Annotated in this window: 11 protein-coding genes; 6 read left to right on the forward strand and 5 right to left on the reverse strand. The window is 57.8% G+C overall.

Annotation, left to right across the window (positions count from 1 at the left end; genetic code table 11):
* The first annotated feature begins 60 nt into the window (after positions 1-60).
* A complete protein-coding gene (locus tag N655_RS0104275; protein ID WP_026441997.1) occupies positions 61-1518 on the forward strand; it encodes a hypothetical protein in 1458 nt (485 codons plus the stop codon).
* 49 nt (positions 1519-1567) lie between these two features.
* Here the strand turns inward: N655_RS0104275 and rbsK are convergent, their stop codons facing one another.
* On the reverse strand, positions 1568-2515 hold the full coding sequence (gene rbsK, locus N655_RS0104280) for a ribokinase (protein ID WP_026441998.1): 948 nt from the start codon (positions 2513-2515) through the stop codon (positions 1568-1570).
* Positions 2516-3216: 701 nt separating this feature from the next.
* Here rbsK and N655_RS0104285 point away from each other — a divergent pair.
* The 4 genes from N655_RS0104285 (at position 3217) to N655_RS0104300 (ending at position 8735) form a co-directional block, all read left to right on the forward strand.
* Positions 3217-3645, forward strand: a complete 429-nt coding sequence (locus N655_RS0104285) for a response regulator (RefSeq protein WP_026441999.1) — start codon at positions 3217-3219, stop codon at positions 3643-3645.
* Positions 3646-3739: 94 nt separating this feature from the next.
* Positions 3740-4459, forward strand: a complete 720-nt coding sequence (locus tag N655_RS0104290) for an ABC transporter ATP-binding protein (protein WP_026442000.1) — start codon at positions 3740-3742, stop codon at positions 4457-4459.
* Between the two features lie 388 nt (positions 4460-4847).
* Positions 4848-7721, forward strand: coding sequence for an outer membrane protein assembly factor BamA (bamA, locus tag N655_RS0104295; protein ID WP_349509465.1), 2874 nt, complete (start codon positions 4848-4850; stop codon positions 7719-7721).
* 351 nt (positions 7722-8072) lie between these two features.
* Positions 8073-8735, forward strand: coding sequence for an OmpH/Skp family outer membrane protein (locus N655_RS0104300; RefSeq protein ID WP_026442002.1), 663 nt, complete (start codon positions 8073-8075; stop codon positions 8733-8735).
* A 361-nt stretch (positions 8736-9096) separates the two neighbouring features.
* Here the strand turns inward: N655_RS0104300 and lepA are convergent, their stop codons facing one another.
* Both lepA and N655_RS0104320 read right to left on the reverse strand, forming a co-directional pair.
* On the reverse strand, positions 9097-10905 hold the full coding sequence (gene lepA / locus N655_RS0104315; protein WP_026442004.1) for a translation elongation factor 4: 1809 nt from the start codon (positions 10903-10905) through the stop codon (positions 9097-9099).
* A 135-nt stretch (positions 10906-11040) separates the two neighbouring features.
* Positions 11041-13158, reverse strand: coding sequence for a molybdopterin-containing oxidoreductase family protein (locus N655_RS0104320; protein WP_026442005.1), 2118 nt, complete (start codon positions 13156-13158; stop codon positions 11041-11043).
* An 83-nt stretch (positions 13159-13241) separates the two neighbouring features.
* Here N655_RS0104320 and N655_RS0104325 point away from each other — a divergent pair, with 83 nt between their 5' ends.
* Positions 13242-14105, forward strand: a complete 864-nt coding sequence (locus N655_RS0104325; protein ID WP_026442006.1) for a hypothetical protein — start codon at positions 13242-13244, stop codon at positions 14103-14105.
* A gap of 19 nt (positions 14106-14124) precedes the next feature.
* Here N655_RS0104325 and N655_RS0104330 read toward each other — a convergent pair whose 3' ends face one another.
* Positions 14125-14583, reverse strand: coding sequence for a hypothetical protein (locus N655_RS0104330; RefSeq protein ID WP_026442007.1), 459 nt, complete (start codon positions 14581-14583; stop codon positions 14125-14127).
* Between the two features lie 135 nt (positions 14584-14718).
* Positions 14719-15333 carry a hypothetical protein gene (locus tag N655_RS0104335; protein WP_026442008.1) on the reverse strand — a complete coding sequence of 205 codons (615 nt, stop codon included), beginning with the start codon at positions 15331-15333 and terminating at the stop codon, positions 14719-14721.
* Positions 15334-15437: the final 104 nt, after the last annotated feature.

A 15437-nucleotide genomic window follows, 5' to 3' on the forward strand; every position in this document is an offset into this window, starting at 1 on the left:
TCACCGTCCTATATTTCTGTTGGCTGCCCTTCCCCTTCAGGAGCGGCAAGAGGAAAACCCATGAAAAAATTTGCATTCACAGCACTTCTTGCATCTGCGTTCGTGTGCGCATCTGCCCAGGACGGGCATGTGCATTGGTTACGCAATGGCGCGCCCACAGAAGTAACCATTACCGGTGGCCCGTGGACACTCGAACAGTCCGGGGCGGCCGTCGGATTGAAATCAGCCGGATATTGCGATGCCAACGGGAACCAGATTGGAAATCCAGGCACAGAGCGGATGCAGCCTTACTATTTCCCGGTTGTGAGCGGACGCGGGAAGCACCTTCAGGGTTATTTTGACTGGCGCCCGAAAGACATCGACGAAGCGGTCGTCGCCGCCTACTCCAATGACGCAGGCCAGAGCTGGTACTTCCAGCAAAAAGCGCTTGAGCTGCGCACCACCTGCCCCGACCAGGTACAGAAATATCCTAACGGCCAGAAAGAGCCAGGCCCTGACCCGAACAATAGCGACAATGGGGATGACGACGGCCAGGGGCACCAGTTTGTCATCACGATTGGCGGTCACACCTATCTCTATACACTGGACCGCGCAAATAATCACATTGATTCTGATGACCTGTATATCCACGAGCTGGACCCGCAGCCCGGCCTTCCGCTGAATGGAGCCCCTGCACTCGACGACGGCCCCACGGATGCAACCAGTAGCGAGCCGGAGATCGCCACCCACACCACTGGACTGCTCAACCCGGACGGAATTCTTGGCGTCGTGCCGGGAAGCTGGCCGCTGAAAATCATCTACGAGCAGAAAATCCTGAATGGAGACATCACAGGCAGCACTGCACTTCCCGCTTCCCAGCTTTGCAGCACCTGGTGGTCGGGCTACTACAACAGCAATCCTTTTGGAACAAAGACCAACGATGACATCACCTATCTGCGTCTGGCAGAAACCTCTGATGGCATCCACTTTAAAGACCTGGGCATTCTGCAGGGGCTGAACAACCCCGGCGATGTAAGCCTGACGGGCACTCGCTGGTTGGCCACTGCAGGAACCATCCTCAAGCTTGACCGCGACCGCTATGGCCTCTTCTTTTCTGGCGGCGGCTGCGTAGATGGTGACTCAGACGCCTTCCACTACATTGGCTATGCGGAGTCCCACGACCTGCTGCACTGGACAGTCGTATATGGCATCAACAATCCGATCCTGTCCACGGCCCCCATCACCATGACGGTGGGACCAAACGGCACGCCGCTGGCCTCGTCCGGACCTGGCACAACCGTCACGGTCCCGGCAAATCCTCCCGTTGCTGGAAACACGCTGGGCTTCTTTGCCGGTCGTGTCTATGCTCCGAGCGGCGCCATCTACAACCACGACACGCTGACGATCCTCTTTGCCGGATACCATACCCAAAAGCCAAAGTATGGACTGGGTGATTATCGCACCATCGGACGTCTGAGCCTGCACGCATCACAGCCCCTTACGGATGATGATGACTGGCACCAGGACGACAATCACTAGCTCTCAAATGCATTCCTTCCTGTTGCGCCGAAACCCGGCGCAGCAGGAATCACAAAGGAAGATGCCCCTGCCTCTGTAGCAGCCGCTCTACCTCCTCCCGGGTCGGCATCGAGGGTTGTGCTCCGCGCCGCGTGACCGAGATGGCTGCTGCCGCCGCCGCAAAGCGCCCTGCCTCTTTCACGCTCCACCCAGAGGTCAGTCCCACGGCAAATCCACCATTCCATGTATCTCCCGCCGCGGTCGTATCCACGGCCTCCACCTCAAAGGCCGGCAACCTTTCCATCGTTCCATCCTGGGTCGCCAGCACGACGCCCCGCGCCCCCAGCTTCAGCGCCACGCCCTTCATCCCCAGGGACAGCAGTCTCCGCGCCGCCTGCTCCGCATCCGTGATCGTCTGTTCGCCCAAATAGAATGCCGCCTCCGTCTCATTGGGAGTAAACCAGAGCAGATGGCGGAAGACCTCTTCCGGCAGCCTCTGCGCGGGGGCCGGGTCCAGCACCAGCGGAACGCCATGTTGTCCGCAGAGCACTGCCAGATGTTCCACCGTGGCGATGGGCACTTCAAGCTGCACCAGCACCATCGCCGCACCCAGGACCGTTTCCCGATGAGCGTCCACAAATTCCGGGGTAAGGGCCGCATTCGCGCCCGGCACGACCACAATGCTGTTCTCTCCCTCCGGCTGGACCGAGATCAATGCCACTCCCGTCGGGCCGTCTTCGCGAGCAACGCAGGCAAGGTCCACGCCTGTGTCCTGGAGCCTGGCCAGCAGCAGCTCCCCAGCCGCGTCCCTGCCCACCTTGCCCAGCATTCGCACCCGCCCGCCCAGACGCGCAGCGGCAACCGCCTGGTTGGCCCCCTTACCACCGGGATGCGTCTGAAAGCCCCAACCGCGGACCGTCTCGCCCGCAGCCGGAATCCGCTCCACGCTTGCCACCAGGTCCATATTGATGCTGCCCACCACGGCAATCCATCCGGTCTCTTCCTGCCCAAGGCTCATCGCTTTCCTCGCACATCCATCCCCTTTCGGGAACCTTTGCACATCCAACAGTGCAACGGCCCTGGAGGCATGTCCGGTCCCGAAACGCTGCTGCTGTTATATCAGGCGAAATCAGCGTCCGGGGCAGCACAGTTTTTGTAGCAAAAGGACGCCTTTTCCTTGAAGGATTCACATGCTTTCAACAGGCCCGATGCGCTGCATCTCCTAGAGCTGTGCGGAGAAATCAAAATCACGTGAATCGCCGGTAAAATTTTCATCTCTCTTTCGCTTCATCTTCCCCATTTACACGGCGCTCTGGGCTTCGTACTCTCGGAAAGCGTTCAGAAATCAGATGTGATTCTGAAACGCAACTTTCGCCGATATCACACAACTGAATGAGGGCCGGAGCGCGTGGAGCATGCGCGCTTGCAGCGGCTGGATTGCATCCGTGCCTGCTATCTTCCCGGGACGTATCCGGGAAACGCGCAGGCGGTGCAGAAGCTGCTCCCGTTGTTGCGCTGGCAACCATGTTCCCCCTTCGGCCCAACCGCACCCCGACTGAGGCGGGGACTGCGGCGCCGCGCAAGCGCGTGGAGGGTGTCCCATTTTTTTCGAACGGGACCTCCACGCCGCGCGGGTGCCCCCTCTTTGCCTTTTTCCGGTGCGGAAAACATGGAACCTTGCAGCCGCCTTCGCACTGCTTGCGAAGCTTTCAGGAAAATATGAGGCCCAGAAAAGTAATTCTTTGCGTTGATGATAATGAACAGGCCCTGTCCGTTCGCAAATTTATGCTGGAAACACGTGGCTATCGTGTTGTCACGGCGCTGAGTGCTGAGGAAGCGCTTGAGCTCTTCCGCGCCGGTGGAATTGACCTGGTGCTGAGCGACCTGATCATGCCGCAAATGGACGGCAATGAGATGGTCCGGCGCATGAAAGACATCGCCCCTGAGGTTCCCATGGTGCTGCTGAGCGGCACCGTCAAGGCCTTCGACCGCGCCAGCCACGCCGACGCCTTCCTGCCCAAAGGCGCCTGCACGCCGCTGGAAATGCTGGAGCGCATTCGCATCATGATTGCGCGGAAGCGCGGTCCAAAGCGCGCCACGCCACGGCCCTTCTATCAGCCGCAGACGGCCCTCTCCTCGATCGCATAATTCCGAAGCCCCGCCCCCGGCTAAAGGCACATGTCCTTATCTCTCCCGGGGGCGCAGAAAAAAGAGGCGCTCTCACCTCCTTTACAATCAAAGAGTGCAGCCGATCATTACCGCTGAAAATCTGTCTAAGACCTATCGCGTAGGCAAAATCGATGTTCCCGCCCTGCGCAAAGCCACGTTCCATGTGGAACGCGGAGAGTTTGTCAGCATTGTTGGCCCTTCAGGCAGCGGCAAATCTACTCTTTTTTACATCCTGGGTGGACTGACACAGCCTACCTCGGGCCGCGTGGTGATTGATGGCGTCGATTTCAGCGCGCTCAGCGACGCCGAACGGACCAGGATGCGCAAGTCTAAAATCGGCTTCGTTTTTCAGCGCTTCAATCTGCTGCCTACGCTCAATGCACTGCAGAACATTGAAATTGCCTATGAGATCTCCGGGCGCAAAGAGCCGCTCGACCGCAAGTATCTTGACCATCTTGCGGACCTGCTTGGTATCCGCGGCCGTCTGTCCCATCGTCCGGCCGAGCTTTCCGGCGGCGAACAGCAGCGTGTCGCCATGGCGCGCGCTCTGATTACACACCCGTCCATCATCCTCGCCGATGAACCCACCGGCAACCTGGACAGCAAGAACTCTGAAGCGGTCCTGGACATGTTGATGCGCTCCAATCGCGAGCTGAACCAGACCATCCTGATGATTACGCACAACCCTGAGGCCGCAGTCATCGCCGACCGCATCCTGCACATGAAAGATGGCGAAATCGTGAACATCGAAGCCGGCCGGGGAAAAGGCAAAGTCAGCTACGTGGGCGTTTAGGACTATGCGATCGAGGCGCTCCTCCGGCCTCAGCACCAGCTGGTTACGACAACGCCCCGTGGCCTGGTCGAGGCCCTCGGTCCCCGGTCCATCTCCCCGGACGCCGATTCCAGTCCCCCAAAACCCCATCTATTCGATAGACTAAGAACGGATTTCCAGTTCCAGACGCCGGCCAGGCAAAGCGGAAGGAAGCAGCAGGCCGGAATGCGGCGGTCCAGCAAGAGATACGGTTTGGCTGCAAACCAAATCTCCTCTCGACCGTCGGAATGGTGATGGCTCCAGAATGACTGGGAAGGCGGTCCAAGATGCTCCGGGGTTGGGAACACCGCCTCCGGTCACTTATAATCGCTTTTTCCTCAATCTTAGATCTGACTTTTGCAGTGAGGGTGTGCCTATTTTTCCCGTCATGCCAGAGAGCGCAGGCTCTCCAGTAAAAACCAGCAAGCTCCGCCGCATGTTGAAGCCATTGGCCTTCATTCTCCTTTGCTTCACCGTCTTCGATGTTTGGGCGCAGTCTTCCGAGACGATCACTCAGATCCGCGTGATCGGCAACCGCCGCATTCCTAAGGAGACCATCCTGGCCCGGCTGTTCAGCCACGAAGGCGAGCAGTTTGACCCCACCACGATCGAGCGCGACTTCAATTCCCTGTGGAACACGGGATATTTTGAGGACGTCCGCATCGAGCGTGAGGACAATCCGAAAGGCGGCATCATTCTGGACATCTATGTCCGGGAAAAACCCACCATCCGCGAAATCAACTATAAGGGCCTGAATTCGGTAACACAGTCGGACGTGCTGGACCGCTTTAAGAAGGAGAAGGTGGGCCTGTCGGTGGAAAGCCAGTATGACCCCACCCGCATTGCACGCGCCGAGACCGTCCTTAAGGAGTTGCTGGCCGAGCATGGCCGCCAGTTTGCCACCATCAAGGCCGATGTGAAGACCATTCCTCCGGCTTCGGTACAGGTGAACTTCCTCATCAAAGAGGGCCCGAAGGTCAAGGTCGGCAATATCAGCTTCACTGGCAACCAGCACATTCCGGCGCGGGACCTGCGTCGCGCCATGAAAAATCTGCGGCCCATTGGTATTCCGCACTCCATCTTCTTTGAGGACCTGTTTGCCCGCACCTATGACGCCAGCAAGCTTGAAGAAGACGCCGAGCGGGTGCGCCAGGCCTACCGTGACAAGGGCTATTTCCGCGCCTCTACGGGAGAACCACTGACCCATCTGCGGAATGAAGGCGGCCTGTCCCTGTTTACCTTCCGCCCGCGCAAGGGCAAGCGGATTGATATCCGCATTCCCGTCGACGAAGGCGCGCGTTATCGCCTGGGCTACATTCACTTCACCGGCAGCAAGATCCAGAACCTGAACGTAAATGCCTTGCGGGCACAGTTTCCGCTTAAAGATGGCGAGTGGTTCAACTTCACCGCCTTCGGCAAGGGCCTGCAAAATCTGCAGAAGGCCTACAGCACCCTGGGATACATTAACTTCACCGCTAACCCGGTCCCGAAGATTGATGACGACAAAAAGATCGTCTCCTTCGATGTGGAGCTGGATGAAGGCAAGCAGTTCTATGTCTCGCGGATTGAGTTCCAGGGCAACACGGTGACACGCGACTTCGTCATCCGCCGCGAGTTGTATCTTGAGGAAGGCCAGGTCTACAACAGCCACCTGTGGGAATTGAGCCTGCTGCGACTCAACCAGCTTGATTACTTCGACCCTCTCAAGGTAGACCAGGACACCGAGATCCACCAGAACCCGGAAGCCGGGACCGTAGATCTCCTGCTGAAGGTGCACGAAAAGGGCAAGAACTCCATTGGTCTCAATGGCGGAGTCAGCGGCCTGTCGGGCACTTTCCTTGGTCTGAACTACCAGACGAACAACTTCCTGGGCCTGGGCGAAACCTTGAGCGTGCAGGCGAGCGCTGGCAACCTCTCGCGCAACCTGCTGTTCAGCTTCAATGAGCCGTATATTCGCAATAAGCCGATCAATGCCGGCTTCTCGATTTACTCCAGCAAATACGACTACAACGCATCGAAGGCATATAACCTCTCCGGACTGGACACAAACACCAGCCAGGCAGTCAATTCACTGGTACAGAACTATAACCAGTCCACGACCGGATTTACCGTCTCCTTTGCCTATCCTATTCGCCACTCGTTCAAGCGCCTGGGCTTTACCTACGCGCTCAACCGCTCTTCTGTGACGACCTTCAGCCAGGCGTCGCAGAACCTCTTCCAGACGCTGGCCTTCCGCACCGGCATCCAGGGACAGAATTCTCTGGAAGGCATCGTGAACAGCATGGCCTCCTTCAGTTTCTCGTGGAACAAGCTGGATTCGGTCTACATGCCTCGTTCCGGGTCTGAGCTGAACGCCATCCTCCAGCTTTCCGGACTCTGGGGCAATGTGCGTTACATCAGCCCCATTGTCGAATACAAGCAGTTCAAGCCCATCAAGTGGTTCCACTTTAACAACGAAGGGCGCAATGTCTTCGGATACCGCATCCAGGCAAACTATATCCAGGGCTTCAGCGGCGACGTAGCACCCCCCTTCAACCGCTTCTATGGCGGCGGCGAGGCCGATATTCGCGGGTTCGACATCCGGACGCTCTCTCCCTATGGGTTCGTCCCCACGCGCGTGCAATTCAACCTCACCAATCCGGACGGCAACTGCGTTCCACAGGACCCGACCAATCCGCAGACCAACCAGTGCATCAAGGTGCCGATTCCTGTCTACGGAATCAGCTCCATTGGCGGCGACACACAGATTGTTGGCAACATGGAGTACCGCATCCCTCTGGTCGGCCGCACTGCCGCACTGGAGCTGTTTAACGACTTTGGAATGGTCATGGCGGTCAGCAGCGGCCAGTTGAAGCAAAGCCCGCAGGGTTATGACCAGCTCAATGCCCCTCTGTATGGCTGCCCGAATTACGTAAACGGGGCCTGCGTTGGCGGACAACAGATCCAGTTTGACCGCTACATCCGTCCAATCCCGGGCACAAATTATGTCCCGCGTGATTCCATCGGGGCGCAGATCTCCGTCATGGTGCCCATCATCAACGCACCCTTCCGCATTTACTACGCCTACAACCCGCTGCGCCTGCACACGCAGTTCAATGGGGAAAACCTGATTACCCGCAGTATGTTCCCCGCTGGCGGCGCCGGCGACTACAGCTACGCCCAGGCCACCCAGCTGTACGGATCAACCTATCAGCTGCGGGAACCGACGAAGACCTTCCGCTTGACCGTAAGTACTACGTTCTAATGCGGTTCAACCCAGGCCCCGTCCCTCGGCGGATGGGGCCTTTTTCATTTGTCTGCAGCATCATCCAGTTCCCTTGTCTCGGCGTGCAACGCCGAGACCCGCGAACTGCAATTATTTTCATGGGATTTCTTCCGGAATTTGACCGTTGCTCCCCGGATTTCTATATAATTCGCTTGAGTTCCTGAAAATGTCCGCTGTCCGTGTTTCTGTCTGTGCCGGCCTTTCGGAGACGAAAGGAAGTGGCACCCTGTATGAAACGCCTCAGCCCGGAAATGCAGGGAGCGAAAAACCATGCTTCCGCACAGAAATGCGGACGAAAACACCCAAGAACCAAAGGAGTTTCTGATTTCCATGAAGCGTTCGTTAGCCCTCGTTTGCATGCTTGCGTCCGGCCTCGGCTTTTCTGCACTGGCCCAGGCAGGCGCTACTGACCCCGCGCCCAGCGCCCCGGCTGCTGTTGCGCCTACAGGCGGCACAAAAATCGCCATCATCGCATTTCAGCCCGCCGTCATGCAGACGAATGAGGGTCAGCGCAATTTTGCGGACCTGCAGAAAAAGTATGAACCGAAGCGCGAGCAACTGAAACAGATGAGCGATGAGATTGATAACCTCAAAAAGCAGCTACAGGCCGCCGGGAACAACCTGAGCGATACTGAGCGCCAGAACCGCCTGCGCACCATTGATGAAAAGGAAAAGGCCTATCAGCGCCTCGGCGAAGATACGCAGAACGACTTCCAGCAGGACCTGCAGAACACCTATCAGCAGATTGCTGAAAAGTTTTACAACGTCCTCCAGGGATATGCGCAACAGAATGGCTATTCGGTGGTAATTGATTCCAGCTCGCAGGCCAGCCCGGTTCTCTGGGCCAGCGAAGCGACCAACATCACCAATGCAGTCATTCAGGCCTATAACCAGAAGTCTGGCGTTCCCGCACCGGCGGCAGGCAGCGCGGCAGCCCCCGCGGCTCCGACACCGCACACCACCCGTCCGGCCGGAGCGGCCCCGAAGAACTAGTAACTTTTCACTCCATTTTTCAAAGCCCCGGTTACTTTCGGGGCTTTTCTGTTTTCCTTTTCCGCACTCCTATCCTGTGGAAAAAATTGTGGAATATCTAGCTGCCTCTTCAAAGCAAATCTTCTGCCCGCTTCTCCGCATTGCTCGGTGGTACAGGATTTCGCCCTAAATGCTTTCTTTTCAATCAAGAAGCAATGAATGCCTGGACTGTTTTCTTGAAGAAGATACAGAAGTGCTTCTCAGGACAAGTCTCCTGCTTTCCACAGGCCAGGTTAAAAGAGTATGAAACCTTCGGAACTGCCCATGGTACCGTGGCCGACGTCGACCGGAGAAAAGTCCGGCCCATTCCGGCGGTCCGGGCCTAGCGGCTCTCTTCCCCTACCTTCAGCACGGCCAGGAAGGCTTCCTGCGGGATGTCCACCTTGCCGATACGCTTCATGCGCTTTTTGCCTTCTTTTTGTTTTTCAAGCAGCTTGCGCTTGCGGGAGATGTCGCCGCCATAGCATTTGGCCAGTACGTTCTTGCGTAGGGCAGAGACGGTTTCACGGGCAATGATCTTTGCCCCGATGGCCGCCTGAATGGCCACCTCGAACTGCTGCCTCGGAATGAGCTCGCGCATTTTGGAGACCAGGGCCCGTCCGCGCTCATAGGCGTGGTCGCGGTGGACGATGATCGAAAGCGCATCCACAGGCTCACCAGAAACCAGGATGTCCATCTTGACCATGGGCGATTCCCAGGTCCCGGAAAGGTGGTAGTCCAGAGAGGCGTATCCGCGAGAAACGGACTTCAACCGATCGTAGAAGTCGAGGACGATTTCGTTCAGCGGCAGCTCGTAGGTGAGCATGACGCGCGTTGGCGAAACGTATTCGAAGTTCTTCTGCCGCCCACGCTTCTCTTCCACCAGCTTCAGGATCCCGCCGACATACTCCTCATTGGTCAGAATGGTTGCGGTAATAATCGGCTCTTCCACCTTCTCGATTTCACTTGGATCGGGCCAGCGCGAAGGGTTGTCCACTTCCAGCAGCGTACCGTCGGTCATCGTGACTTTATAGCGCACGCTCGGGGCCGTGGTGATGAGGTCCAGACTGAACTCCCGCTCCAGCCGCTCCTGAATAATCTCCATGTGCAGCAGACCGAGGAAGCCGCAGCGGAAGCCGAAGCCGAGGGCGGCCGAGCTTTCCGGCTCAAAAAAGAACGACGAGTCATTCAGCCGCAGCTTCTCCAGAGCATCACGCAGCAGCGTGTGCTCGTGCGAATCGACTGTATACAGGCCGGCAAAGACCATCGGCTTGATGTCTTCAAACCCTGGCAGCGGAGAGTCGGCGGGACGGTCCTCTTCCGTGACCGTGTCGCCAATTTTTGTGTCACTGACGTTTTTGATCGTGGCCACAAAAAAGCCGACCTCGCCCGCAGAAAGCTCGTCAATCTCCACCGGCTTTGGCGTCAGTACGCCGAGTGACTCCACGGTAAAGACTTTGTTGTTGGACATCAGGCGGATCTTAGCGCCCTTGCGCAGCGTGCCGTTGACGACCCGGGCCAGCACAATCACACCGCGATACGCGTCAAACCAGGAATCAAAAATCAGGGCCTGAAGCGGTGCCTCGGGGCTGCCCTTGGGCGGAGGCAGGCGGTGCACAATCGCCTCCAGAATCTCGGGCACGCCCTCTCCGGTTTTGGCGCTGACAGGGATCGCATCGTTGCCATCAAGACCAACCGCCTGCTCAATCATTTCCTTTGTGCGCGGAATGTCGGCGCTGGGCAGGTCAATTTTGTTGATGACCGGAATGATCTCCAGTCCATGATTGATGGCCAGATAGGCATTGGCCAGCGTCTGCGCCTCCACACCCTGCGAGGCATCCACCACCAGCAGTGCGCCTTCACAGGAAGCGAGCGAGCGCGAAACCTCATAGGAAAAATCCACGTGTCCAGGCGTATCAATCAGGTTCAGTTGATAGGTCTGTCCGTCTCGGGCCGGATACATCATGCGCACGGCATGGGCCTTGATGGTGATGCCCCGCTCGCGTTCCAGGTCCATGGCGTCGAGCACCTGGGCCTGCATCTCGCGCGCAGAAAGCGCGCCGGTCAGCTCCAGCAGACGGTCTGAGAGCGTGCTCTTGCCATGATCAATGTGCGCAATGATCGCGAAATTGCGGATAAGCTTGCTGTCCATGGGAAAACTAGTAAGGCGGAAGGGCAGGCAGCACACTCGACCACATTCTGCAGAGTGGACATCCTGCTTCTTTCAAAAGACTTTCCAAACCTGTGTCTTTATTATCGCAGAGAAACCAGCCCACCTCTGCCGTAACTATGCTTTCCTTACTTCCACAAGTGTGGAGTAAAACGTGGGTCCACCGCCCAGGTCGGTGAGACGCTGCGAGGTGAGCAGGTTCACATTGTTGCCCTCCGGCGAAAGCTTGTTCCAGTTCAGCCGCCCGGCCACCACACCGCGGGGTACGCTGCTGCTGACGCGGGCCCGCATATGCAATCGTCCGCGCCCATTGAAGATCTCCACCATGTCTCCGTCCCGGATGCCCCGCGTGGCTGCATCTTCCGCATGCATTTCGAGGAAGTTGGTGTAGGCGGCCTCCATCTTTTGGTGTCCGGCAAGGTTGGCAAAGGTCGAGTTCATATAGTTGTCCGCCTTGCGGGGCAGAAACTCCAGCGGGTACTCGGGCCCGGCAGAATGGCGCGATTCCACTGGAGGATGGAAGGTGGGTAGAGGATCGAGTCCTTTCGCCGCCAGCGTTTCAGAGAAGAACTCGATTTTGCCGCTTGGAGTTGGGAAGGGCCCACTGGCAAAAGGAAGAAATGGGCTGGAAAACTTTAACCGCTGGTGGCCGCCGGCCGCATTCAGGGTTTCAGCAGTCATTCCTGCCATCCACGGGTCCTGTTTTTCCGGCTGGTTTACGCGGAGCGCCTGGGCAATCAGGTCCTCGGCCGTGTCGCGGAAGCAGGGTTCGGGAAAGCCCATGCGCTGGGCAAGCTGAGAAAAAAGCCAGACATTCGAACGCGCCTCGCCCAGCGGCTCTATGGCCTGGTTGGAGATCTGCACGTAGTAGTGACCGTAGGCGCCTTGTACGTCCTGGTGTTCCAGAAAAGTGGTCGCAGGCAGCAGGACGTCCGCATAGTCGGCAGTGTCCGTAAAGAACTGCTCATGGACCACAGTAAACAGGTCTTCGCGTTTCATGCCGCGGAGCACCTGCGCCTGGTCTGGAGCAATTGCCGCAGGATTGGAGTTGTAGACGAAAAGGGCCTTGACCGGTGGCGCTTCCAGCTCCGTCAAAGCGTGACCGAGCTGCGTCATGTTGATGACGCGCGCCGGGCGCTGCAGCGGACTGGCCAGCATCAGGTCCGGCCGTTCCAGCGCGGTCCTGTCCCAGGTAAAGGCCCCGCTGGTGGAGAGCTGGAAGCCCCCACCGGGATGCTTCCAGGCACCGGTCAGCGCCGGAAGCATGGCAATCGCACGGGCCGCCGCCCCGCCGTTCTCATTCCGCTGCACGCCGTAGTTCATGCGGATGACCGCGGGAGGCGTGGTTGCGTATTCAATAGCCAGCCGTTCGATGTCCTCGGAGGAAAGGCCAGTCCAGGCGGCGACGCGCCCGGGGGTATAGCTGGCGACATGCTGCTTGAGCGCATCGAACCCATGAGTATTTTCAGCAATGTAAGCGCGGTCTTCGAGTCCTTCCCGCAGAATGACATGCATCATGCCCAGGGCCAGGGCCGTATCGGTCCCAGGATTCACGGCAACGTGCCAGTCCGCCAATCGGGCCGTCCTGGTTTTATAAGGATCAATGACCACCAGTTTTGCGCCCTTACGGCGTGCCTCCTCAATCATGGGCCAAAGATGAATGTTGTTACCGTGAACATTTCCGCCCCACACCAGAATGTAGCGCGCCAGCGAAAACAGCTCCGGGTCGGTGCCCAGCTTGCGTCCGTAAACAGAGACCAGAGCGTCACCACCGGCCGTGGAACAGATCGTGCGGTCCAGTTGCGAGGCCCCCAGGCGATGAAAAAAACGGCGGTCCATCGACCCGTATCCGAGCACGCCGATGGTCCCGGCATAGGAATAGGGCAGCACAGCCTCCGGCCCATACTCTGCGCTGATCTGCCGCAGCTTCTCCGTAATCTGGTCCAGTGCCTCGTCCCAACGGATGCGTTCAAATGCCTCTTTTTCCCGACCAAAAGGCAACGGTCCCTTGGGTACCCCGTTACGGCGGCGCATCGGATAGAGCAACCTGTCCGGCGAATAGACCCGGTCGAGATACCGGGCCACCTTGCCACAAAGAAAACCTCGCGTTACCGGGTGGTCCGGATCCCCCTGGATGCGCACTGCCCGGCCGGCCTCATCAACGGATACGAGGACGCCGCAGGAATCCGGACAGTCATGCGAGCAAACCGCGTGGACAGTCTTTGCAACGGACATAATTCAATTGTAGGACGGTTTTCAGCACGCTTCGAGCAAACCTGCCCTGCAGAAAGGCGCAACATAAAGCTAGGATTGCAACCATGAAGGTTTTTCTTCTGACGCTGGTCCCCCTTTTGCCTGTCCTGGTACTGGCACAATCCGCGCAGGCGCCCATGCCCGACGTTCCCACTCTGCTCAGGGAAGTCGAAGAGCACCAGCATGCGCTCGACCAGGTGCGGGAAAACTACACGTACCATGAGACGACCATCACCCATGAACTGGACAAGAATGGAAAAATAAAGAAGTCCTCCAGCGAAGAGGCCGAAGTCTTCTTTGTAAATACGCATGAAATCAGGCGGAAAATCAAAAAAGACGGAAAGCCGCTCAGCTCCGATGAGCAGCAGAAGGAACAGCAGCGGGTACAGAAAGCAGTCGAGAAGGCCATCCAGGACCCGCCCGGCCAGTCGGCAAATAAAAATCAGGTGTCTGTCAGCCGCCTTTTGCAATTAATGAAAGTGTCCGCCCCTCGCCGGGAACAAATGGATGGACGCAGCGTCCTTGTGTTTGATTTCACTGGTGATCCACACGCCAAGACACACGGCGCTGAAGAGGCCGCGCTCAAAAAGATCTCCGGGACCGTATGGGTGGACGAGCAAGACCGGCAGGTGCGCCGCATGACGGCGACCTTTGATGACAACTTTCATCTGGGCTTTGGATTGTTCTCCGTCGGCAAGGGAAGCAGATTTACCTTTGATCAGAAACTGATCAACAACGAACTATGGCTGCCTACCGGAGCACAGATCCATCTCGTGGCCCACGCGCTTGGCGTTTTGGGCTGGCGTGGCGACGTTCAGATTACAGATGATGACTACCAGAAATTCCACGTCGATGCGTCGCAGCAGTCGGGGGCCACTGTTGTGCACGAAAGCGGCAGAAGGCCGCCGGAAAGGCGGCCTTCAGAATAGATTGATAGATTGGCTGCCGTTATTGCTGGGGCTGTGCCTGGGGCGGGGAGTCCGGCTGCGCCGCTCCGTTCTGCATGCCCTGACGGCGCTGCTGCATCCTCTGTTGCATGGCTTCATACTTCTGCTTCTGCTGGTCGTTCAGCACAGCTTCAATTTTTCCCTTCGTGTCTTCATGGATGCTCTGGACCTTAGACATCTTGTCCTGACGGGAAAGCGTGCTGTCCTGACGCACCTGCTGGATCTGCTGCTGCTGGCTTTCCAGCAGCGGCTTGATCTGTGTCTGCTGGTCTGACGTAAGGCCGAGAGCTTTGGTCAGATGCGCAAGCTGTGCATCCGGATTGCCCATCTGATGGCGCGGGCCATGCATCGGTGGAGCTTCCGTAGGGGCCTGCTGGGAAGCAGCGTCCTGCGCGAACGCAGCGGTCATGCCAAACCCCAACAGACCGGAGAGGGCTAACGTACAAACAAGTTTTCGCATTGTGGATGGTTCCTCCAACACTTAATCAGAACACTGTCTGCCGTGCCGGGTTGCGTGGGCGGCAGTCATTTTCCATTGCAGACAGACGCGCAGCAGCGCAGGAAAGATGACTACGGATGAGGATTTTTCCTTTTCTTAATGTTTCTCGGCCGGCAGGGGCGGCATGACGACAGGCCCGGAGCGCAGACCGCAGGCAAGCAGTCCGGCCGCATGTTCCTGCGGGTGAGGCACATAGGCATAAGCAAAGACGGCGCGGTATTCATGCTCGCCGGGCCATTTGCACAGGGCACACCCAGGGCGATAGGCAAGGGCAGGATATTCCTTCATACTTTCTGCCCATTCATAGGAGGAGTGCGGCCCCACGGTCAGATATTCCGGATGCTGGGGTGGACGCGTCGGCTGATAGGCAAAGACTTCGCCGCGTTCATTGTTCGCATCCACCAGGCTGCCTCCGGAACCGCTGGATGCGCGCCATAGCCACTTCTGCCCCACATGGGCATACCAGTGCGCACTGGTCGGTACAGGCTGGGCCAGGCGAATTTCTGCATTTGTATCGTTTTTGATTACAAATAAAAATCCCGGACCTTTTCCAGGCCCCGCCTCGGCTAGGTAGCTGGCGCTCAGAGTTACATGGGAGCAGAGCGGAACGGCGGTTCCCGGATGGTGCGTGACTGCATTCCCGGCCGAAAGTGCTACGACCACCGGAAGGAAAAGCGATACGCAACGGAAAAACAGTGTGGGCTTCAGCATCTACCTGTTTCCAGACTAACTTGCCAGAGAGGTTTTGAGGAAACCGGTGTCCGCTTCGCATGGTTTGGAACAGATTCCACTACGCCTGCGTAATACACTTTCAT

This window comes from Pseudacidobacterium ailaaui, assembly GCF_000688455.1.
Taxonomy (GTDB): Bacteria; Acidobacteriota; Terriglobia; order Terriglobales; family Acidobacteriaceae; genus Pseudacidobacterium; species Pseudacidobacterium ailaaui.